The 19,948-nt window shown below is 76.0% G+C and carries 20 protein-coding genes and 1 tRNA gene; 13 read left to right on the top strand and 8 right to left on the bottom strand.

Annotated features, from left to right (window positions below):
- Positions 1–86: 86 nt before the first annotated feature.
- From ACFSJS_RS27095 to ACFSJS_RS27105, 3 genes are all read right to left on the bottom strand, one after another.
- Positions 87–761: a response regulator transcription factor gene (locus ACFSJS_RS27095; RefSeq protein WP_380904998.1), complete on the bottom strand. Its 675-nt coding sequence runs from the start codon at positions 759–761 to the stop codon at positions 87–89.
- 124 nt (positions 762–885) lie between these two features.
- Positions 886–2,217, bottom strand: coding sequence for a sensor histidine kinase (locus ACFSJS_RS27100; protein ID WP_380904999.1), 1,332 nt, complete (start codon positions 2,215–2,217; stop codon positions 886–888).
- Positions 2,218–2,368: 151 nt separating this feature from the next.
- Entirely contained in the window at positions 2,369–3,667 is a 1,299-nt protein-coding gene (locus ACFSJS_RS27105) for a sensor histidine kinase (RefSeq protein ID WP_380905001.1), read from the bottom strand.
- Between the two features lie 269 nt (positions 3,668–3,936).
- Between ACFSJS_RS27105 and ACFSJS_RS27110 the strand changes: the two genes are divergently transcribed.
- The 12 genes from ACFSJS_RS27110 (at position 3,937) to ACFSJS_RS27165 (ending at position 15,227) form a co-directional block, all read left to right on the top strand.
- The gene (locus tag ACFSJS_RS27110; RefSeq protein ID WP_380905003.1) at positions 3,937–4,308 is read left to right on the top strand and encodes an NADH-quinone oxidoreductase subunit A; all 372 of its coding nucleotides are present in this window, start codon (positions 3,937–3,939) and stop codon (positions 4,306–4,308) included.
- The gene (locus ACFSJS_RS27115; RefSeq protein ID WP_380905005.1) at positions 4,299–4,931 is read left to right on the top strand and encodes an NADH-quinone oxidoreductase subunit B; all 633 of its coding nucleotides are present in this window, start codon (positions 4,299–4,301) and stop codon (positions 4,929–4,931) included. The genes ACFSJS_RS27110 and ACFSJS_RS27115 overlap by 10 nt, the downstream gene beginning before the upstream one ends.
- Entirely contained in the window at positions 4,928–6,094 is a 1,167-nt protein-coding gene (locus ACFSJS_RS27120; RefSeq protein ID WP_380905007.1) for an NADH-quinone oxidoreductase subunit C, read from the top strand. Before ACFSJS_RS27115 ends, ACFSJS_RS27120 begins: the two co-directional genes overlap by 4 nt.
- Positions 6,091–7,053 (top strand): complex I subunit 1/NuoH family protein, encoded by a 963-nt coding sequence (locus ACFSJS_RS27125; RefSeq protein ID WP_380905033.1) that lies wholly within the window; start codon positions 6,091–6,093, stop codon positions 7,051–7,053. The genes ACFSJS_RS27120 and ACFSJS_RS27125 overlap by 4 nt, the downstream gene beginning before the upstream one ends.
- Before the next feature lie 53 nt (positions 7,054–7,106).
- Positions 7,107–7,598 carry a 4Fe-4S binding protein gene (locus tag ACFSJS_RS27130; protein ID WP_380905034.1) on the top strand — a complete coding sequence of 164 codons (492 nt, stop codon included), beginning with the start codon at positions 7,107–7,109 and terminating at the stop codon, positions 7,596–7,598.
- On the top strand, positions 7,595–8,227 hold the full coding sequence (locus tag ACFSJS_RS27135; RefSeq protein ID WP_380905009.1) for an NADH-quinone oxidoreductase subunit J family protein: 633 nt from the start codon (positions 7,595–7,597) through the stop codon (positions 8,225–8,227). The genes ACFSJS_RS27130 and ACFSJS_RS27135 overlap by 4 nt, the downstream gene beginning before the upstream one ends.
- Positions 8,227–8,622 (top strand): NADH-quinone oxidoreductase subunit NuoK, encoded by a 396-nt coding sequence (gene nuoK / locus ACFSJS_RS27140; RefSeq protein ID WP_380905011.1) that lies wholly within the window; start codon positions 8,227–8,229, stop codon positions 8,620–8,622. The genes ACFSJS_RS27135 and nuoK overlap by 1 nt, the downstream gene beginning before the upstream one ends.
- Complete coding sequence (locus tag ACFSJS_RS27145) at positions 8,619–10,643, top strand: NADH-quinone oxidoreductase subunit 5 family protein (protein ID WP_380905013.1); 2,025 nt, start codon at positions 8,619–8,621, stop codon at positions 10,641–10,643. Before nuoK ends, ACFSJS_RS27145 begins: the two co-directional genes overlap by 4 nt.
- Positions 10,644–10,646: 3 nt before the next feature.
- Entirely contained in the window at positions 10,647–12,257 is a 1,611-nt protein-coding gene (locus tag ACFSJS_RS27150) for a complex I subunit 4 family protein (protein WP_380905015.1), read from the top strand.
- Entirely contained in the window at positions 12,254–13,792 is a 1,539-nt protein-coding gene (locus ACFSJS_RS27155) for an NADH-quinone oxidoreductase subunit N (RefSeq protein WP_380905017.1), read from the top strand. Before ACFSJS_RS27150 ends, ACFSJS_RS27155 begins: the two co-directional genes overlap by 4 nt.
- 152 nt (positions 13,793–13,944) lie before the next feature.
- A complete protein-coding gene (htpX, locus tag ACFSJS_RS27160) occupies positions 13,945–14,808 on the top strand; it encodes a zinc metalloprotease HtpX (RefSeq protein ID WP_380905019.1) in 864 nt (287 codons plus the stop codon).
- Positions 14,805–15,227 (top strand): YccF domain-containing protein, encoded by a 423-nt coding sequence (locus tag ACFSJS_RS27165; protein ID WP_380905021.1) that lies wholly within the window; start codon positions 14,805–14,807, stop codon positions 15,225–15,227. The genes htpX and ACFSJS_RS27165 overlap by 4 nt, the downstream gene beginning before the upstream one ends.
- Here the strand turns inward: ACFSJS_RS27165 and ACFSJS_RS27170 are convergent.
- The 3 genes from ACFSJS_RS27170 to ACFSJS_RS27180 all read right to left on the bottom strand — a co-directional run bounded on the left by ACFSJS_RS27170 (position 15,224) and on the right by ACFSJS_RS27180 (position 17,437).
- Complete coding sequence (locus tag ACFSJS_RS27170; protein ID WP_380905023.1) at positions 15,224–16,162, bottom strand: restriction endonuclease; 939 nt, start codon at positions 16,160–16,162, stop codon at positions 15,224–15,226. The genes ACFSJS_RS27165 and ACFSJS_RS27170 overlap by 4 nt on opposite strands.
- 115 nt (positions 16,163–16,277) lie before the next feature.
- Positions 16,278–16,682 carry a hypothetical protein gene (locus ACFSJS_RS27175; protein WP_380905025.1) on the bottom strand — a complete coding sequence of 135 codons (405 nt, stop codon included), beginning with the start codon at positions 16,680–16,682 and terminating at the stop codon, positions 16,278–16,280.
- Between the two features lie 266 nt (positions 16,683–16,948).
- Positions 16,949–17,437 (bottom strand): YajQ family cyclic di-GMP-binding protein, encoded by a 489-nt coding sequence (locus ACFSJS_RS27180; protein ID WP_380905027.1) that lies wholly within the window; start codon positions 17,435–17,437, stop codon positions 16,949–16,951.
- Positions 17,438–17,616: 179 nt separating this feature from the next.
- On the opposite strand from ACFSJS_RS27180, the gene ACFSJS_RS27185 reads away from it, so the two are divergent.
- Positions 17,617–17,698: transfer RNA gene (locus ACFSJS_RS27185), tRNA-Tyr, on the top strand.
- Between the two features lie 109 nt (positions 17,699–17,807).
- On the opposite strand, the gene ACFSJS_RS27190 is transcribed toward ACFSJS_RS27185, so the two are convergent.
- Positions 17,808–18,488 (bottom strand): NAD(P)H-binding protein, encoded by a 681-nt coding sequence (locus tag ACFSJS_RS27190; protein WP_380905029.1) that lies wholly within the window; start codon positions 18,486–18,488, stop codon positions 17,808–17,810.
- 30 nt (positions 18,489–18,518) lie between these two features.
- Entirely contained in the window at positions 18,519–19,856 is a 1,338-nt protein-coding gene (locus ACFSJS_RS27195; protein WP_380905031.1) for an amidohydrolase family protein, read from the bottom strand.
- Positions 19,857–19,948: the final 92 nt, after the last annotated feature.

Here is a 19,948-nt window from a genome sequence, read left to right on the forward strand (position 1 = left end):
CCGTCCCCGCGCGCCGCGCCCCCCGCGGGCGGCCGGCACGGCCGCGCCCGTTCCCGGGCCGCGGCCCCGCCCGCTCCCGCGGCCCGTCACGACCGGAGGTAGGTCAGCACGGCCAGCACCCGGCGGTGGTCGCCGTCGCTCGGCGCCAGGCCCAGCTTCATGAAGATGTTGCTGACGTGCTTCTCCACCGCGCCGTCGCTGACCACCAGCTGCCGGGCGATCGCGGAGTTCGTGCGGCCCTCGGCCATCAGACCCAGCACCTCGCGCTCCCGCGGCGTGAGCCCGGCCAGCACGTCCTGCTTGCGGCTGCGGCCCAGCAGCTGGGCCACCACCTCCGGGTCCAGCGCGGTGCCGCCGCGGGCCACGCGGACCACCGCGTCCACGAACTCGCGCACCTCGGCCACCCGGTCCTTGAGGAGGTAGCCGACCCCCCGGCCGGACGCGGCCAGCAGCTCGGTGGCGTACTGCTCCTCCACGTACTGCGACAGCACCAGCACCGCCAGGTCCGGGTGGTCGGCGCGCAGCCGGATGGCCGCCCGCAGGCCCTCGTCGGTGTGGGTCGGGGGCATCCGCACGTCCGCCACCACCACGTCCGGCAGCTCCCCGGCGGCGGCCAGCTCGCCGACCGCCTTCACCAGCCCCTCGCCGTCGCCGACACCCGCCACCACCTCGTGGCCCCGGTCGCTCAGCAGGCGGGTCAGCCCCTCCCTGAGCAGCACCGAGTCCTCGGCGATGACCACCCGCACCCTGTCGTCCTCCACGATCCGCGCTCCCCCGTGCTCGACGCCGTCCGGTCCGGCACCAGCATCCCAGGAACCGGGTCCGGCGCGACACCGGACCGGGCCCGCCGGGGCGCCCGGGAGCCCTGCGGGGGTTTTCCCGGGGTCAGGGGGTGGGGTCGCGCCAGGGGAGTCGGGCGGTGATGGTGGTGGGTCCGCCGGTGGGGGAGTCGATGAGGAGGAGGCCGTCGACGGAGTCGAGGCGTTCGGCGAGTCCGGCCAGTCCGGTGCCGTGGTCGGTGGTGGCGCCGCCGCGGCCGTTGTCGGTGACCTGGATGAGGAGGTGGTGGTCGGTGTGCCAGAGGTCGACGGTGGCGTGGGTGGCGTGGCTGTGTTTGCTGGTGTTCTGGAGGAGTTCGGAGACGGTGAAGTAGGCGATGCTCTCGATGGCGGGGGCGGGGCGGGTGGTGAGGTCGGTGGTGATGGTGGTGGGGACGGTGCAGCGGGCGGCGAGGGTGGACAGGGCGGGGCCGAGGCCGCGGTCGGTGAGGATGGCGGGGTGGATGCCGCGGGCGAGGTCGCGGAGTTCGGCGAGGGCGAGTTTCACTTCGCCGTGGGCCTCGTCGACCATTTTGGCGGCGGTTTCGGGGTCGTCGTGGAGTTTCTCCTTGGCCAGGCCGAGGTCCATGGCGAGGGCGACGAGGCGGGCCTGGGCGCCGTCGTGGAGGTCGCGTTCGATGCGGCGCAGGTCCGCGGAGGCGGTGTCGGTCACCGTCCGCCGGTCCGACTCCAGCTCCCGCATCCGGTCCGCCAGGCGCGACGGTCCGAGCAGCCCCGAGACCAGCGCCCTGTCCACTCCGGTCAGCCCCCGCACGATCCACGGCGTGAACAGCACCAGCACCAGGCCGGCGGCGGAGGCGACCAGGATCTCCGCGGGACTGTCCAGGAACCAGCCGTTGCCCCGCCCGTCGCCGTACACCTGGATGCCGGGCTGCCCCGCGTAGACGGGAAGGACCCAGAACCACAGCGGGTACGCCAGCAGCCCCCAGCCGCACGCCCACAGGGGCAGCGCCACGCAGAAGGAGAGCACCGCCCAGGGGAAGTGGAGGAAGGCGTACAGCAGGTGCCGCCAGGAGGTGCCGCTGCGCAGCAGCGCCCACATCCACGCCATCGGGCCCCCGCCGCGCCGCCCGGCCATGACCGGTTCGGGGTCCGCGACCCGCACCCCCAGCAGGGCCCGGGCCCGGGCCCGCTCCACCGCGCCCAGGCCCCGGAAGGCCGCGAGGGTCAGGGCCAGCAGCGGCACGCCGAGGAAGGTGACCAGCAGGCCGACGCCGGCCGCGGTCAGGCCGGTGGCCAGGGCGAAGCACACCGCGGCGATCGGCAGACCGAGCAGGACGTGCAGGAACTCCCGCCAGGCGCGGCCCTCGAAGGGGACGCGCAGCACCGCGGGGACGCGGGGCCGGCGGAGCACCGGGGCATCGTGGGCGGCTGTCATGGGGCCATCCGTTCTGTGGTCGTGCGGCCGGGGGCGGGGCGGTCCGCGGGGCGCGGGCCGGCGGGCCCGGGGCCGTCCCCTCCAGCGTCGGCCGCGGGAGGCGGGCGGGCCATGGGGCGTGTCGGCGTCCTGTGCGGGGGTTTTCCCGGGGTCAGGGGGTGGGGTCGCGCCAGGGGAGTCGGGCGGTGATGGTGGTGGGTCCGCCGGTGGGGGAGTCGATGAGGAGGAGGCCGTCGACGGAGTCGAGGCGTTCGGCGAGTCCGGCCAGTCCGGTGCCGTGGTCGGTGGTGGCGCCGCCGCGGCCGTTGTCGGTGACCTGGATGAGGAGGTGGTGGTCGGTGTGCCAGAGGTCGACGGTGGCGTGGGTGGCGTGGCTGTGTTTGCTGGTGTTCTGGAGGAGTTCGGAGACGGTGAAGTAGGCGATGCTCTCGATGGCGGGGGCGGGGCGGGTGGTGAGGTCGGTGGTGATGGTGGTGGGGACGGTGCAGCGGGCGGCGAGGGTGGACAGGGCGGGGCCGAGGCCGCGGTCGGTGAGGATGGCGGGGTGGATGCCGCGGGCGAGGTCGCGGAGTTCGGCGAGGGCGAGTTTCACTTCGCCGTGGGCCTCGTCGACCATTTTGGCGGCGGTTTCGGGGTCGTCGTGGAGTTTCTCCTTGGCCAGGCCGAGGTCCATGGCGAGGGCGACGAGGCGGGCCTGGGCGCCGTCGTGGAGGTCGCGTTCGATGCGGCGCAGGTCCGCGGAGGCGGTGTCGGTCACCGTCCGCCGGTCCGACTCCAGCTCCGCGATGCGCCGCTCCAGCTCGTCCGACGGGGACAGCAGGCCGCGGACCATGGCCCGGTCCACGTGGCTCATCCCGCGCGCCAGCCAGGGCAGGACGGGCCAGGCCGCGAAGAGGGAGACGAAGGTCACGGCGAAGGTGGTGGCGCCCCACGGGAGGCGGACGAAGGAGTAGAGCGCGTGCCGCCAGCCGACCGGGTCCTTCAGGCTCGTCCACAGCCAGGGGAAGAAGCCGCCGTGCACCCGGTGGCGGATCGGCGTCGGCTCCTCGATCCGCACCCCCAGCAGGGTCCGGGCCCGGGCCCGCTCCACCTTGCCGAACTGGCGGCAGCCGACCAGGCCCAGCGCCAGCACCGGCAGCCCGACCACCGTGACCGACAGCAGCACGCCGCAGAGGACCCACACGCCGACGTAGACGAAGCCGGCGATGTCCATCGGCAGGTTGAGCAGGAGGTGCGCGATCTCCTTCCAGGTCCGCGCGGCGAGCGGGGCCCGCGGCGGAGGCAGCCGGTCGGCCCCCTCCCCGGCGCCCTCCGCCCGCCCGCCGCCTCCGGCGGGTCCGCCGTGCCGCGCGGCGGGGGCGGGGGCGGCTGAGGCGGCGGGCGGGCCGTCGCCGCGGGGCGCGCGGTCGTGGCCCGGGAGGCTCGGGGGGCTCGGCGGAGGCGTGCTCATGGGGGCAAGACTGCCGCGCCCACCGGGGGCGCTGCCATGGGGTTCCCGGACGGCGCGGGGTGGGGTTGTCCCCACCTCCGGCCGGCCCCCGCACGCCGTGCCCCGCGGCCCGCCCCCGAGCCGTCCCCGCGCCTCCGGCCCGCCCCGCGCCCGGCGCCGGTGCGGCGGCCGTCCGGCACGCGCCTGCCCACCGGCGGAAGGCCAGGGCCTAGACTCGCCTTCCGACGGAGCGTCGCACTGATGCGAACACCACGGAGCGAGGGACGGACGTGCCGGACTACTTCCACGGCTACGCGGTCGTCGGGCTGGTCGCGGTCGTCGGGGTGCTCTTCGTCGCCGCGGCCTTCGGGGCCGGGCGGCTGCTGCGGCCGGCGGTGCCGACACCGGAGAAGCTGCTGACGTACGAGTGCGGGGTCGACCCCGTCGGCGAGGGCTGGGCGCACACCCAGGTCCGCTACTACGTCTACGCCTTCCTCTACGTCGTCTTCGCCGTCGACTCGATCTTCCTGTTCCCCTGGGCGACGGTCTTCGCCGATCCGGAGTTCGGCGGGGTGACACTGGTGGAGATGTTCGTCTTCCTCGGCTTCCTGGCCGTGGGACTGCTCTACGCATGGAAGAAGGGCGTCCTGGCATGGACGTGACCCCCCGCACCGGACGGCCCGGCGGCCCGCCGCCCGCGGACCTGCCCGAGCCCCGACGGCTGGGCGCGCTGGCCCGGCTGGCCCCCGAGCCGATGAAGGTGGTCCTCAACTGGGGCCGCCGCTACAGCCTGTGGGTGTTCAACTTCGGGCTCGCCTGCTGCGCGATCGAGTTCATCGCGGCCTCGATGTCCCGCCACGACTTCATCCGCCTGGGCGTCATCCCCTTCGCCCCCGGGCCGCGCCAGGCCGACCTGATGATCGTCTCGGGCACGGTCACCGACAAGATGGCCCCGGCGGTGCGCCGGCTCTACGAGCAGATGCCCGAACCGAAGTACGTGATCTCCTTCGGCGCCTGCTCCAACTGCGGCGGCCCGTACTGGGACTCGTACGCCGTCACCAAGGGCGTGGACCAGATCATCCCCGTCGACGTCTACGTGCCCGGCTGCCCGCCGCGGCCCGAGGCGCTGCTCCAGGGGATCCTCAGGCTCCAGGAGAAGATCGCCCGCGAGTCGACGGCCGAGCGCTACGGACGGGCCGGCGCACCGTCCGCGGCCGCCCTGGCCAGCGGGCCGGTCGCGCCGCCCCCGCCGCCGGGCCCCGCGGGCGGGAAGGAGGGGGCGTGACCGGGCCGACCCCGCCCTCCCCGTCCGCCGCCGGATGGCTGCCGCGGCCGGCCGAGGAGGTCTTCGGCGAGGGCGCGAGCGCCTCGGAGGCGTACGAGCTGCTGACCGTCGACGTGCCGGCCGGGCGCTGGACCGAGGCGCTGACCGCCGCGCGCGACGAGCTGGGCTGCACCTACTTCGACTGGCTGAGCGCCGTGGACGAGCCCGGCACGGGCATCGCGGTCTGCGCGCACCTGGTGGCGCTGGGCACTCCGGTGCGCCGGCTGCTGGTGCGCACCCTCGTGCCGCACGACGCGCCCGAGCTCCCCACCGCGACCGGGGTGTACGCCGGGGCCGCCTGGCACGAGCGGGAGACGCACGAGATGTTCGGGGTGGTGTTCGCCGGCCATCCGAACCCGGCGCCGCTGCTGCTGCCCGAGGGCTTCGAGGGGCATCCGCTGCGGAAGGACTTCGTGTTGGCGGCCCGTGTCGCCAAGGCGTGGCCCGGTGCCAAGGAACCCGGCGAGCCGTCCGAAGGCGGGCCGAGGCGGCGGCAGGCGCTGCCGCCGGGCGTGCCCGACCCGAACGAGTGGGGGCCGCTCAGGGGACGGCTCCCCGCGGCCCCCGCACGCCCGGCCCGCGGCCGCGCGGCGGGCACCGCCGACGCCGGCGCGCCCGGGACGGCGGGCGAGAGGCGTCCGCGCCGGATGCGCAGCGCGAGCGCCGGCTCCGCGAGCCAGCGCGCCGCCGCAGGAGCCCCCTCCGCCGAGCCGTCCGCACCGGCCGGTCCGCCGGAGCCGGGGGACGCCCGGCCCGGCCGCCCGGCCCGCCGGACGCGCAGCGCCGCGGAGGGCTCCGCGAGCCGGCGCGCCGCCGGGGAGCCGGGACGCCGCAGCACGGACGCCCCGTGGCTCAAGCCGTCCGACCCGGCGCAGACTCCGGCCCCTCCCGAGCGGCCCGAGCGGCCCGAGCCGGCGGGCGAGACCTCGGCCGAGGCGGCCCGCCGCGTGCACGAGCGGGACGAGCAGGCCGAGACGCCGCCGGCCGAGGGCGGGGGCGCGTCGGTGGCCAACGCGCCCGAGGAGGACGGCGCCGCCCGCCCCGCCCCCGGGCCCGGCGGTGACGGCGACCGCAGCGGTCGCGACGGCGACGGCGGCGACGGAACGGCGGGAGGCGGCTCCTGATGGACGTGCTCGACGTCGCCTGGCGGCTGCTGGCCGTCCTGCTCGCCTTCCTCGTCCTGCCCCTGCTGGTGGGCCAGGCCGAGCACAAGGTCATGGCCCACATGCAGGGCCGCGTCGGACCGATGTACGCGGGCGGTTTCCACGGCTGGGCCCAGCTCGTGGCCGACGGCGTGAAGTTCGCGCAGAAGGAGGACGTCGTACCGGCCGACGCCGACCGCCGGATCTTCCAGCTCGCCCCCGCCGTCGCCCTCATCCCGTACCTGCTGGTGCTGGTCGCCATCCCGGTCGGGCCGGACGGCCTGGTCGGCCAGGCCGTGGACGCGGGGATCTTCTTCGTGCTCGCCGTGATGGGCGTCGGCGTACTGGGCTCGCTGATGGGCGGCTGGGCCTCGGCCAACAAGTTCTCCCTGCTGGGCGGTCTGCGCACGGCGGCCCAGCTGATGGCGTACGAGCTGCCGATGCTGCTCGCCGCGGCCTCCGTGGCCATGGCGGCCGGGACGCTCTCGCTGACCGGCATCCTGGAGGCGTTCCAGTGGTGGTGGGTGCCGTGGCAGGCCGTCGGCGCCCTGGTCTTCTTCACCGCCGGGCTCGCCGAGCTCCAGCGCCCGCCCTTCGACGCCCCCATCGCCGACTCCGAGATCATCTTCGGCGCGTACACCGAGTACACCGGTCTGCGCTTCGCCCTCTTCCTGCTCGCCGAGTACGCGGGCATCGTCGTGCTGTGCGCCCTGACGGCGGTGCTGTTCCTCGGCGGGTGGCACGGTCCGTTCTCCGGTGACCTGGGCTGGCTGTGGACGCTGCTGAAGACGGCGCTCCTCGCCTTCGCCGTCATCTGGCTGCGGGTGAGCTACCCCCGGCTGCGCGAGGACCAGCTCCAGAGGCTCGCCTGGACCGTGCTCGTGCCCCTCGCCCTGTTCCAGATCGCGCTCACCGGCGTCGTCAAGGTGGTGATCCAGTAGTGGCCGTCCCCGGCAGCGGCCTGGCCAAGGGCCTGGCCGTCACCCTCCGCACCATGACCCGGCGCTCGGTGACCGCGCACTATCCGGACGTCCAGCCCGAACTGCCGGCCCGCAGCCGCGGGGTGATCGGGCTGTTCGAGGAGAACTGCACGGTCTGCATGCTGTGCGCCCGCGAGTGCCCGGACTGGTGCATCTACATCGACTCCCACAAGGAGACGGTCCCCCCGGCCGCCCCAGGCGGCCGCGAGCGCAGCCGCAACGTGCTGGACCGCTTCGCCATCGACTTCGCCCTGTGCATGTACTGCGGCATCTGCGTCGAGGTCTGCCCCTTCGACGCGCTGTTCTGGTCCCCGGAGTTCGAGTACGCCGAGACCGACATCCGCGACCTCGTCCACGAGCGGGACCGGCTCCGCGAGTGGATGTGGACGGTGCCCGCCCCGCCGCCGCTCGATCCGGCCGCCGAGGAGCCCAAGGAGGTCGCCGCCGCGCGCAAGGCCGCCGAGAAGCACGGGAGGCTGCGGCGGGAGAGGGGCGGTGAGGCGTGAGCGGCACCGCGGTACGGCTCGCCGCCGACGCCCCCGGCTTCCTGTCGCCCACCGGGATCGAGGTCCTCTTCCTGCTGGTCGGGGCCCTCACCCTCGGTGCCGCCGTCGCCTCCGTCACCAGCCGGCAGCTCGTCCACGCGGCGCTGTGGCTGGTGGTGGCGTTCGGCGGGCTCGCCGTGGAGTACCTCCTGCTGTCGGCCGAGTTCATCGCCTGGGTGCAGGTGCTGATCTACGTCGGCGCCGTGGTCGTCCTCCTCCTCTTCGGGCTGATGCTCACCCGGGCCCCCGTCGGGCGGTCGCCGGACGCCGACTCCGGCAACCGCCCCGTCGCCCTGGCGGTCGCGGCGGTGGCGGCCGCCGTCCTCGTCACCGTCGTGGTGGACGCCTTCCGCACCACCTGGATCGACCTGGACGGCGGCGCCCCGCAGGGGACGGCCCGCGTCACCGGTGAGTTCCTCTTCAAACACTGGGTGCTGCCCTTCGAGGCGCTCTCCGTGCTGCTGCTGGCCGCGCTCGTCGGCGCGATCGTCCTGTCGCGCCGCGGGAGCGGCCCGGGCGGCCGGGAGAACGGCCCGGGGGGCCTGGAGGACCGAAGCGGCCGGAACGACCGGAACGGGGGCGGGCGCTGATGCACCTCGCCTACCCGGCCGTCCTCGCCGTGCTGCTCTTCTGCACCGGCCTGTACGGCGTCCTCGCCCGGCGCAACGCGATCCTCGTGCTGATGTCGGTGGAGCTGATGCTCAACGCCGTCAACCTCAACCTCGTCGCCTTCGACGTCTGGCTCCGGGACGCCCTCCACGCCGGGCAGGCGCTCACCCTGTTCACCATCACCATCGCCGCGGCCGAGATCGGCATCGGCCTGGCCATCGTGCTGCTCGTGTACCGCAACCGGGGCACCTCCCACATCGACCGGCTCCGCGCCCTCGCCGAGACCGAGACCGAGGCGGCCGGCGCCGCGGGCCCGGGGAGCGGCGGGGCCGGCCCCGACGATCCGAGACCGACCAGGGGAGAGGCCACCGCGTGACCACCACGACCCTCGCCGTCCTCGTCCCGCTGCTGCCCTTCCTCGGTGCCCTCGCCGGGCTCCTCCTCGGCCGCCGCGCCCCCGGCTACGTCCGTCCCCTGGCCGTCCTGCCCACCGTCGCCTCGGCGGCGCTCGCCGCCGTCGTGGCCCTGCGCCAGGGCGGCGGAGGCCCCCTGACCGGTGCCACCCGGCTCACCCCCACCGGCAACGACGCGCTGCCGGTCGAGCTCGCCCTCCACCTCGACGGCTTCGCCGTCCTCGTCGCCGTCCTCGTCGGCGCGGTCGCCTCCTGCGTGCAGGTGTACTCCACCGCCTACCTGCGCGACGACCCGCGCTACCCCTCCTACGCCGCGCTGGTCTCCCTCTTCACCGCCGCGATGCTGCTGGTCGTCTACAGCGACGACCTGATCGTGCTGCTGGTCGGCTGGGAGGTCATGGGCGTCTGCTCCTACTTCCTGGTCGGCCACTACTGGCACACCGAGGCGGCCCGGTCCGCCTCCCTCAAGGCGTTCCTCGTCACCAAGCTCGGCGACGTGCCGTTCCTCATCGGCATCCTGGCGCTGGGCTCGGCGGCCGGGACGTTCCGGATCAGCACGATCGTCACCCGGCTCACCTCCCCGCTCTCCTCCTTCGAGCTCGACCACCCCACGGTCGTCGCGCTGCTGCTGCTCGCCGGGGTCGCGGGCAAGTCCGCGCAGTTCCCGCTGCACACCTGGCTGCCCGACGCCATGGCCGGCCCGACGCCGGTCTCCGCCCTGATCCACGCCGCCACCATGGTCGCCGCCGGGGTGTACGTCGTCGCGCGGCTGCTGCCCGTCTTCACCGCCTCCGCCGCGGCGCTCGCCGTCCTGGCCGTCCTGGCCGCCGTCACGATGGTCGGCTCGGCGCTGGCGGCCCTCGCCCAGGACGACATCAAGCGCGTCCTGGCCTACTCCACGGTCGGGCAGCTGGGCTACATGACGGGCGCCCTGGCCGTCGCCGACCGCGGCGCCGCCGTCTTCCACCTCCTCACCCACGGTGCGTTCAAGGCGCTGCTGTTCCTCGCCGCGGGCGTGGTCATCCACGCGGCCGGCACCAACTCCCTGGCCGCGACGGCCCGCATGCGCGGTCTGGCCGGGCGCGTCCCCGACGCCTACTGGACGATGACCGTCGCCCTGCTGGCGCTGGCCGCCGCGCCGCCCTTCGCGGGCTTCTTCTCCAAGGAGGCCGTCCTGGCCGCCGCCGAGCACGCCGCGCTCGACCCCGCCGCCCCCGGCCCCCACGCCGTACCGGCCGCGGTGGGCTGGACGGTGCTGCTCGCCGGGCTGCTGACCGCCGCGCTCACCGCCGCCTACGCCGCCCGCCTGTGGCTGCTGGCGTTCCACGGCCGCGGCGCCGAGGCCCCCGACCACGGGCGCCCGCCGGCCGCCATGACCGTGGTGCTGTGGCTGCTGGCCGGCCCCACCTTCGCCGCCGGACTGCTCTACGCGGCCCTGCCCGGCTGGTTCGACGGCGGCTCGCTGGCACCCACCCTCACCACCACCGTCCTGGGCACCGGCCTGGCCGCCGCCGGGGCCGTGGTGATGTACGCCGCCTGGCGGCACGCCGGTGCGAAGCCGGCGGCCCGCGCCCCGCTCGGCGCCGTCGCGGCCCACCCGGAGGCCGATCCCGCGGTCTCCGAGGCCGAGGCCGTCGGCGGCCACCGGGCCGTCTACGGCGACGTCGCGGCGGCCGACGACCCCGCCGATCCCGGCCGCGTCCTGCTGGGCCCGCTGCACCGCCACGCCGCCCGCGGATTCCACCTCGACGCCGTCCACGCGGCCGTCGTGGTGCGGCCCGTGCAGGCCGCCGCCGGCCTCGTCCGCTTCCTCGACCGCGAGGTCGTCGACACCTACGTGCGCGGCGCGGGCGGCACCGTCCGGCTGCTGGGGGCGGCCGTGCGCGGCGCCCAGACCGGCAACGTGCAGACCTACCTGGGCGTGCTGCTCGCCGGGTCCGTCGTCCTGGCCGTGACCGCCGCCCTCGTCGCAGCCGGAGCGTGACCAGTGATCCCCCTCAACGACACCGCGACGCAGCTCCTCCTGCTGGCCGTCGTCGTCCTGCCGCTGCTCGGTGCGGGCGCGGCCCTGCTCCCCGCGCCGCCGGGCCTGAGGGGCACGGGCCCCGAGCAGGCCGTGCTGCGCCACGGCGTCACCGTCACCGGCGCCGTGCTCGCCGCCGCGCTGCTGCTGGCCGCCGCCTTCGACCACGACCGGCCGGGCACGGTGCAGGCCGCCACCGACGTCTCCTGGATCCCGGCCCTGGGCGTCCGCCTCCACCTCGGAGTGGACGGCGTCTCGCTCCCGCTGGTGGTGCTGACCGCGCTGCTGTGCTTCCTGTGCGCGCTGTACAGCTACCGGCGCATGCCCGCCGGCCCGCGCCCCCAGGCGTTCGTCGCGCTCCTGCTGCTGCTGGAGGCCGGCACCCTGGCGACCTTCGCCGCCCTGGACCTGGTGGTGTTCTTCCTCGCCTTCGAGACCGTCCTGGTCCCGATGTACTTCGTCATCGCCCGCTGGGGCGGCGAAGGCCGGGAGGCGGCGGCACGGAAGTTCGTCCTGTACACGCTGCTGGGCTCGGTGGTGATGCTGCTGGGCCTGCTGCTGCTCGGCCTGAGCGCACCGGGCGGCCCCACCTTCGACATGACGGTGCTCGCGGAGAACCACGGCCGGGGCGTCGGCCACACCACCCAGCTCCTGGCCGCCCTCGCCGTCGGCGCCGGCCTGGCGGTCAAGGCGCCGATGTGGCCGCTGCACAGCTGGCTGCCCGACGCCCACACCGCCGCCCCGACCGCCGGCTCGGTGCTGCTGGCGGGCGTGCTGCTGAAGATGGGCACCTACGGGCTGGTCCGGATCGTCCTGCCCATGGCGCCCGACGGCATCCACACTCTCGCCCCCTACCTGGCCGCCTTCGCCACCACCGGGATCGTCTACGGATCGCTGGCCTGCCTCTTCCTCGCGCGGCGCGGCAACGGGGGCGACCTCAAGCGGCTGATCGCCTACTCCTCCGTGGGCCACATGGGCTTCGTGCTGCTGGGCATCGCCACCCTCACCCGCACCGGCGTCAACGGCGCGCTGTTCGCCAACGTCGCCCACGGCCTGATCACCGGCCTGCTGTTCTTCCTCGCCGGCGCGATCAAGGAGCGCACCGGCACCACCGACCTGGACCGGCTCGCCTCCGGCGGCGGAGGCGGGGGCGCGGCGCTGTACGGGCGCGCTCCCCGGCTCGGCGGACTGCTGGCCTTCGCCGCGGTGGCCTCCCTCGGCCTGCCGGGGCTGGCCGGGTTCTGGGGGGAGCTGCTGGCCCTGCTCGGCGCCTACCACCCCGCCGACGGCCTCAGCCGCCCCGCCTACCTGGTGTTCCTGGCCTTCGGCGCGCTCGGCACCCTGCTGACCGCCGCCTACCTGCTGGTGGTGGTGCGCCGGGTCTGCATGGGCGAGCCGCCCGGCGAGGGCACCGCGCCCGGTGGGGGAGCCGCCCTGCCGGACGTCCGCGCGCACGAGTTCGCCGCCTGGACCCCGCTCGTCGTCCTCACCGTCCTGGCCGGACTGTGGCCCGCGCTCCTGCTGGGGCTCACCGACCCGGCCGTGCAGAGCATCCTGCCGGGGGTCGGCCGATGACCGTGCTCGCCGCCCGGAGCGCCGTCCAGTCCGTCGACTGGCTCACCATCGCCCCGCCCACGATCGTCGCCGCGGGCGCGCTGGCCGTCCTGGTCGCCGACCTCTTCCTGCCCGCGCGCCGCAAGCCGCTGCTCGGCGTGCTCACCGCCGCCGTCCTCGCGCTCGCGGCGCTGTCCCTGCTGCCCCTGCGGGGCGGCGACCGCGCCACCTTCTGCCTCACCGCCGACCCCGGGGCGTGCAGCTACGCCGCCGACCCCTTCGCCCTGGCCGTGCAGTTCCTGGTGCTCGGCGCCGCGCTGCTGGCGGCGGTGCTGTCCATGACGGCGGTGCGGGACGAGGACCTGCCGCCCGGCGAGTACTGGTTCCTGCTGCTGGCCTCGGCGGCGGGCGCCGCGCTGCTGGCCGCCTCCCGGGACCTGGCCACCTTGATCATGGCCCTGGAGGTGGCGTCGCTGCCGGCCTTCGCCCTGGTGGGCCTGCGCCGCGGGGACGGGCGCTCCTCCGAGGCGGCCCTGAAGTTCTTCCTCTCCTCCGTCACCGCCACGGCCGTCAGCCTGCTGGGCGTGAGCTTCGTCTACGCCGCCACGGGCTCGCTGCACCTGGAGCGGGTCGCCGAGGGGCTGCGCGCGGCGGACCCGCGGCTGGAGACGCTCGCCGCCACCGGTGTCGTCCTCACCCTCGTCGGGTTCGCCTTCAAGACCGCGGCCGTCCCCTTCCACTCCTGGGTGCCGGACACCTACACCGGCGCTCCGCTGCCGGTGGCCGCCTACCTGTCCGTCATCGGCAAGGCGGTGGGCTTCTCGGGGCTGGCTCTGGTGACCGTCGAGGCGTTCCCCGCGCACAGCGGGCTGTGGGGACCGGCCCTGGCCGTCCTGGCGGCCCTGACCATGACGGCGGGCAACGCCGCCGCCCTGCGCCAGCGCCCGGAGCGCGCGCACAGCGCAGTGCGCCTGCTGGCGTGGTCCTCGGTGGGGCAGGCCGGCTACCTGCTGGTGCCGCTCGCCGCCGCGGCGTACGCGGACGAGCCGGGGCGGGCCGTCGGGGCGACCGTCGCCTACGCCCTGATGTACGCCGCCGTGAACCTGGGCGCCTTCGGTGTCGCCGTCCACGTCGGCCGCACCGCCGCCGCCAACCGGATCTCCGACTACCGCGGCCTGTACGCGGCCCGCCCCGTGACCGCCCTGCTCCTGGCCTTCTTCCTGCTCTGCCTGGCCGGGCTGCCGCCGGGGGTCGTCGGCCTGTTCGCCAAGGTGGCGGTCTTCTCGGCGGCCGTGGACGCCGGACTGGGCTGGCTGGCGGTGGTGATGGCGGTGAACGTCGTGATCGCCCTGCCCTACTACCTGGCGTGGACGGCCGCCCTCTTCCGCGCCCCCGCGCAGGCCCCGGCGGGGGAGCGCCCCGCCCCGGCGCCCTCCGCCCCGGGCCGCCTCGCCGGACCGCCGGCGGTCGCCGTCGGGCTGGCGGCCGCGGTGGCCGTCGTCCTTTCGGGTGCTCCGCAGCTCTTCCTGCGCTTCGCCGCCGACGTGCTGCTTTAGACGGCGGCCCGCCGGGAACCCAGCATCCCCGCATGGCGTTGACCTTGAGGAAGGTCGCCGAATCCGCCGCCCGGACGGAGACACCGCCACGTGAGGGGCCGCACGAAGGCCTCCGAAGGGTTCCCCCCGCCGCACCACCTGGAGGGCGTACCGTGCACCGACGGCACAACGGGCTGAAGACCGCCCTGCTCCTCGGGGGACTGTCCGCACTCATCCTCGCCGTCGGAAGCGTCTTCGGCCGGACGGGGCTGGTCGTCGCCCTCGTCCTGGCGCTCGCCACCAACGCCTACGCCTACTGGAACAGCGACAAGCTGGCGCTGCGCGCGATGCGCGCCCGCCCGGTCAGCGAGTTCGAGGCCCCGGCCCTGTACCGGATGGTCCGCGAGCTGTCCACGGCGGCCCGCCGGCCCATGCCGCGCCTGTACATCTCGCCCACCCAGGCGCCCAACGCCTTCGCCACCGGCCGCAACCCCCGCAACGCGGCCGTGTGCTGCACCGACGGGATCCTGCGCCTCCTCGACGAGCGCGAACTGCGGGGCGTCCTCGGCCACGAACTCAGCCACGTCTACAACCGCGACATCCTCGTCTCCTCCGTCGCGGGCGCGCTGGCCTCGGTGGTGATGTTCCTGGCCAACTTCGCCTGGCTGGTCCCGATCGGCCGGTCGGACGACGAGGAGGGCCCCGGTCTGCTCGGCATGCTGCTGATCATGCTGCTGGGCCCGCTGGCCGCCTCCCTGATCCAGCTCGCGGTCAGCCGTTCCCGGGAGTACGAGGCGGACGCCTCCGGCTCCCGGCTCACGGGCGATCCGCTGGCCCTGGCCTCCGCCCTGGCCAAGCTGGAGGCGGGCACCAAACGGCTCCCGTTGCCCCCCGAGCCCCGACTGGAGACCGCGAGCCACATGATGATCGCCAACCCGTTCCGCCCCGGCGACGGTTTCTCCCGGCTGTTCTCCACCCACCCGCCGATGGCCGAGCGCATCGCCCGGCTGGAGCGGATGGCGGGGGAGCGGCCGTGAGGACCCTCCTCAACCTCCTGTGGCTGGTCCTCTCCGGCCTCTGGCTGGCCCTGGGGTACGCCGTCGCGGGCCTGGTCTGCTTCCTGCTGGTCGTCACGATCCCCTGGGGCGTCGCCTGCTTCCGGATCGCCGGCTACGCGCTGTGGCCCTTCGGGCGCTCGGTCGTCGAGCGGCCCGGCGCGGGCGTCGCCTCCGGGGTGGGCAACGTCGTCTGGCTGGTCTTCGCGGGCCTGTGGCTCACGCTCGGCCACCTGGCGGCGGGCGTCGGCTTCTGCCTGACGGTCATCGGCATCCCCTTCGGCCTGGCCCACTTCAAGATGGTGCCCGTCTCGCTGATGCCGCTGGGCCGCGAGATCGTCCGCAGCGACGCCGCGTCCCCGTCGTACCGCTGGGCCCCGGCCCCCGGCGCGCCCCGCTAGACCCCGGCTGCGGGGCCGTGTCCGGTCCCGTCCGGCGCACCGGGCGGGAGGGCCTCCCAGGGCGCCGGTCCGGTGCCCCGGCTCCAGGCGCCCAGGGCCCACCGGTCGAAGCAGAGGATCCCGCACCGGTCGGCGTACTCGGCGGCCGGCGCGGTGAACTCGGCCGTGGTCACCACGGCGGCCACCTGCGCGGCGTGGACGGACCAGCAGGTGCCGCCGAAGCGCTGGAGGTCCTGCGAGCCCACCTTGTGGGTGTCGCCGTAGCGCTTGCACTGGATGACCACGCGCCGGCCGTCCGGGGCGGTGGCCACGACGTCGGCGCCGAGGTCGCCCGCCCCGCCGACGACCTCCACGTCGCGGCAGCCGTCCCGCTCGCACAGGGCCGCGACGGCCCGCTCGAACTCCTCGGCCTCCAGGGCGGCGTACCCGGCGGCGCACTCCTCCTCCGCCGGCGCCTCCTCCGGGCGCTCCCCGGCGTACCCGGCGGTGTACTCCACGGTGTACTCCGCCGTGGGCTCCGCCGTCCCCGCGGGAGCGCTCGCGGCGGTCCCGGCGCGGCCGTCCCCCGGGAGGGGCCCGCCGCGGCGCGCGCCGGGACCGGAGCCGTCCGCCGCGCCGCGTCCGGGATCGGCGGGGGCCGCCTCCTCCAGCACCGTCTCGGCCGCCTCGGTCAGCGCCGCGGTGGCGCGGCGCGCGGCCCTCGCGGCCCGGAAGCGCCGGCGGCCGCGCAGGGCGCCCGCGGCCGCCGGCACGGCGACCAGGCAGGCGGCGACGGCCGCGACCGGGTGCCGCTGTGCCGCGTCGAGCAGGACGCGCCCGGCCAGGCCGGCGCCGAACAGGACGATGGCGGCCAGCGCGAAGCCCAGGGCGGTCAGCCGCAGGTCGAAGCGGTCCCGGCGCTCGGCCGGACGGGTCCGGCGTGCGGGTGTGGCCATCGGCGGTGATCCCCCCTGGCGGTCCGGCGGCGGTCGTCGCTGCTCGCCACCACCGTCTGCCCCGCGCCGCCGCTCTCAACATCACCGGCGCCCGGGCCTGCTCGGGGCGCCGGGGTCAGCAGCCGACGCCCAGGCAGCCCTTCCGCTCGATCACCTTCTCGCCCCCGACCGTGCCGACGACGGTGAAGCCCTCGATCTTCACCCCGCCGCTGGTCTCGATCTCCGGGTTCCGGTCGGCCTCGGCGGTCATCTCGGCGTCCTGGCCGTCCCGCGTGCTGCCGGTGCAGGTGATCTTCAACGTCTCGCCGCTCCCCTCGTCCTTGCAGTCCAGGCCACCCTCGATGGGGTGCCCGGCCCGGTCGAAGGCGTTCTCCCCGGCCCTGGCGGCGGCGGTGCGCACGGCGGCGCCGGTGAGCTCGTCGTTCCCCCCGTCCCCGGAGCCGCAGGCGGCCAGGGGGAGGAGGGCGCCGCACAGCAGCGCGGCGGTCAGGGCGTTCCGTGCGGTCGTCGGCTTCCTCATGCGTCCTCCGGGCCCGTGCGCGAGCGGGTGGTCGGCCCCCGGGTGCCCGGTGTCCGCCGTCCGCAACGCCCCTGTTCAGGGGTTCCCCTCCGCAGGCGGTCCCGGCCGCCGGGAGCCGCGGGCGCGGGCCCGGACGGCGGCCTCCGCGAAGACGGCGCGGGACGGGCGCGGGCGCCCGCCGAGGTGGCGGGCGCCCGCGCCCGTACGTCGTGCCCGTGTCCGCTCCCGGCCGCGCCCGGCTCCCGCCCCGGTGCGGCCGGCGCGGCTCAGCGGTAGTTGGTGAACTGGATCGCGAAGTCGAAGTCCTTGCCCTTGAGCAGGGCGATGACCTCCTGGAGCGCGTCCCGGCTCTTGGAGCTGACGCGCAGCTCGTCACCCTGCACCTGCGCCTTGACGCCCTTGGGCCCCTCGTCGCGGATGATCTTGGCGATCTTCTTGGCGTTCTCCTGGGAGATGCCCTCCTCGACCGATGCGAAGAGCTTGTACTCCTTGCCCGAGACCTGGGGCTCCCCGGCGTCCAGCGACTTCAGGGAGATGCCGCGCTTGACCAGCTTGGTCTGGAAGATGTCCAGGACCGCCTTGACGCGCTCCTCGGAGTTGGCGCGCATCTCGATCCGCTCGCCCGACCAGGCGATGGAGGCGCCCACGCCCTTGAAGTCGAAGCGCTGGGAGATCTCCTTGGCGGTCTGGTTGAGGGCGTTGTCGACCTCCTGCCGCTCGACCTTCGAGACGATGTCGAAACTGGAGTCGGCCATCGTGGGTTGGCTCCTCGTGGGTAGGTCCGTCGGGATGCGGCCCGCCTGCGGTCCGCGCACGTCAGCCTAGCCATCCGCCGCGGTGATCCACCGACCGACAACCAGGTGGCGGAGCACCCCCCGCCATCGGGTATGGTTATGCGCGTTGCCACGGAGCACCACTCCGGGCGGCAAACCCGGGCGGTGTGCCCGAGCGGCCAAAGGGAGCAGACTGTAAATCTGCCGGCTCAGCCTTCCCAGGTTCGAATCCTGGCGCCGCCACATCCGGGAAGACGGCCCCCGACCAGTTCACTGGTCGGGGGCCGTCTCCGTATGCCGCGGCCCCGCTTCCCGGCCGCCCCCGCCGGAGCGGCCGGGAAGCGGACGGCCGCTAGTCCCGTCCCTTCGCCGCCTGCTCGCCCAGCGCCGCGACCGCCCGGTCGATCGGGGTGTCGCCGCCGGTCAGCTCCAGGGTCGCCCGCGCGGCGTGCGGGCTCTCCAGGAGGGCGAGAAGGACGGCTGCCACGTCGTCGCGCGTGACGTCGCCGCGCTCCACGCGGGACGCCAGCGTCACGCGGCCGGTGCCCGCCCCGTCCGTGAGGCGGCCGGGGCGCAGGATCGTCCAGTCCAGGCCGGCGCGGCGCCGCACCTCCTCCTCCGCGGCCCTCTTCGCGCGCAGGTACGCCGCGAAGACGGGCTCCGTGCCGGCCGGGGGCTCCCGGTCCGTGCCCATGGAGGAGACCAGGAGGAAGCGCCGGACCCCGGCGCGCTCGGCGGCGTCGGCGAAGAGGACCGCCGCCGCGCGGTCCACGGTGTCCTTGCGGTCCGTTCCGCTGCCCGGCCCCGCGCCCGCCGCGAAGACCGCCGCGTCGGCGCCCTCCAGGTGCCGGGCGACCTCCTCCACCGAGGCGGCCTCCAGGTCGCAGACGACCGGTTCGGCCCCCGCCGCGCGCAGGTCGTCCGCCTGCCCGGGTTTCCGGATGAGTCCCGCGACCTCTTCCCCGCGCCCGGCGAGCAGCCGCTCCAGCCGCAGCGCGATCTGACCGTGTCCACCAGCGATGACTGTACGCATGCTCCGACCGTACGCCGCCGGGCCGCGGCGTCAGCGCTGCGACTGGCGGGGGAGTCCCGGCCCGGCGGATCCGGCGGGGCCCTCCGGGCCGCCGGCGCCCGCGGGGTCGCGGTACTCGCGCACCGCGCTGGTGCGGGCCACCACCCGGCCGCGGTGGACGACCAGGCGGCTGCAGGCCAGGGACAGCGCCCCGGCGAGCGTGTCGCCGCGCACGGCGAGCAGTTCCGCCGGGAAGCCCGCCTCGATCCGCACCTCCGGCAGCCCCAGGATCCGGCGCGCCCGGGTGCTCACCGCCTCGTACGCGGCCCCGGGGCCGGCGTGCCCGTGTGAGGCCAGCAGGTAGGCGGCCTCCAGCGGATCGCCCCGGCCCACCGGGTTGGCCGCGTCGCGCAGCGCGCCGCTGCCCGCGGCGACCCGCACCCCCGCCGCCCGCAGCAGCCGCACCGGCGCCGTGCGGGAGCCGTCCGCGGCGCGCCCCGACGGGCCGCAGCCGCCCTGCGGGAGGCAGACCACCGCGACCCCGGCCGCGGCGAGCGCCTCGGCCGCGCGGGCGGCGGCCTCCCGGGGCAGCCGGGCCAGGCCGTCACAGGGGCCGACGGCGACTTCGGACCGCAGGTCGCCCGCCATCGCGGCCAGGCGGGAGAGCCGGGCCGGGTCCGCGCCGCCGGTGTGGAGGTCCACCGCGCAACCGTGCTCCGCCGCCGTCTCCAGGACGGCCCGCACGTGGCCGGCCGGGTCGGGGTCGAGGTCCGGGCAGCCGCCCACGGCCGCGGCCCCCATCCCCACCGCGTCGCGCAGCATCGCCAGTTCCTCCGCCCCGGCGGCCCCGGTCAGCACGCGGGGCACGGCGACGGCGGTCAGGTCCACCAGGCCGCGCAGCGCGCTCCGGGCCCCGAGCACGGCCTCCAGGGCGCGCAGTCCGGCCGCGCCGCCGATCCGCACGTGGGTGCGCACGGCGGTCGCGCCGTGGCCGAGCTGGACCAGGGCGGCCTGGACGGCGCGCCGCCGCAGGGCCCCGGGGCGCCGGGGACCGCCGGACCCGCGGGCGGACGGCGGGGCCGGCGGGTGCGGCTGCGGTGCGGCGCGGTCCGCGGTCAGGGCGGTGTCGTAGTGCGCGTGCGGCTCCGCGGGCGCGGGGAGCAGGAGGTAGCCGGCGAGGTCGATCCGGGCGGCCCCGGCGGGGGGCGGGGCGGAGAGGCTGCCGGCCGGGCCGACCGCCTCGATCCGCCCGCCGCCGATCCGCACGTCCGCGGTGCGGCCGTCGGTGAGCCGGGCGCCGCACAGGACGAGCGTGTCCCGGCCGGGACCGCCGGGTCGGCGGGCGCCGCCACCGGGCTCCGGCGGCTCCTGCGGACGGCTCTCGGGCACGGGACCCCCGCGGTTCGCTCGTGATCGCTGGGATGGCCGAAGCCTAGGACGGGGGAGGGCCCCGCGCGTCGGCGGCGCGCCGCCGACGCGCG

This window comes from Streptomyces desertarenae, from assembly GCF_042681365.1.
GTDB lineage: Bacteria > Actinomycetota > Actinomycetes > Streptomycetales > Streptomycetaceae > Streptomyces > Streptomyces desertarenae.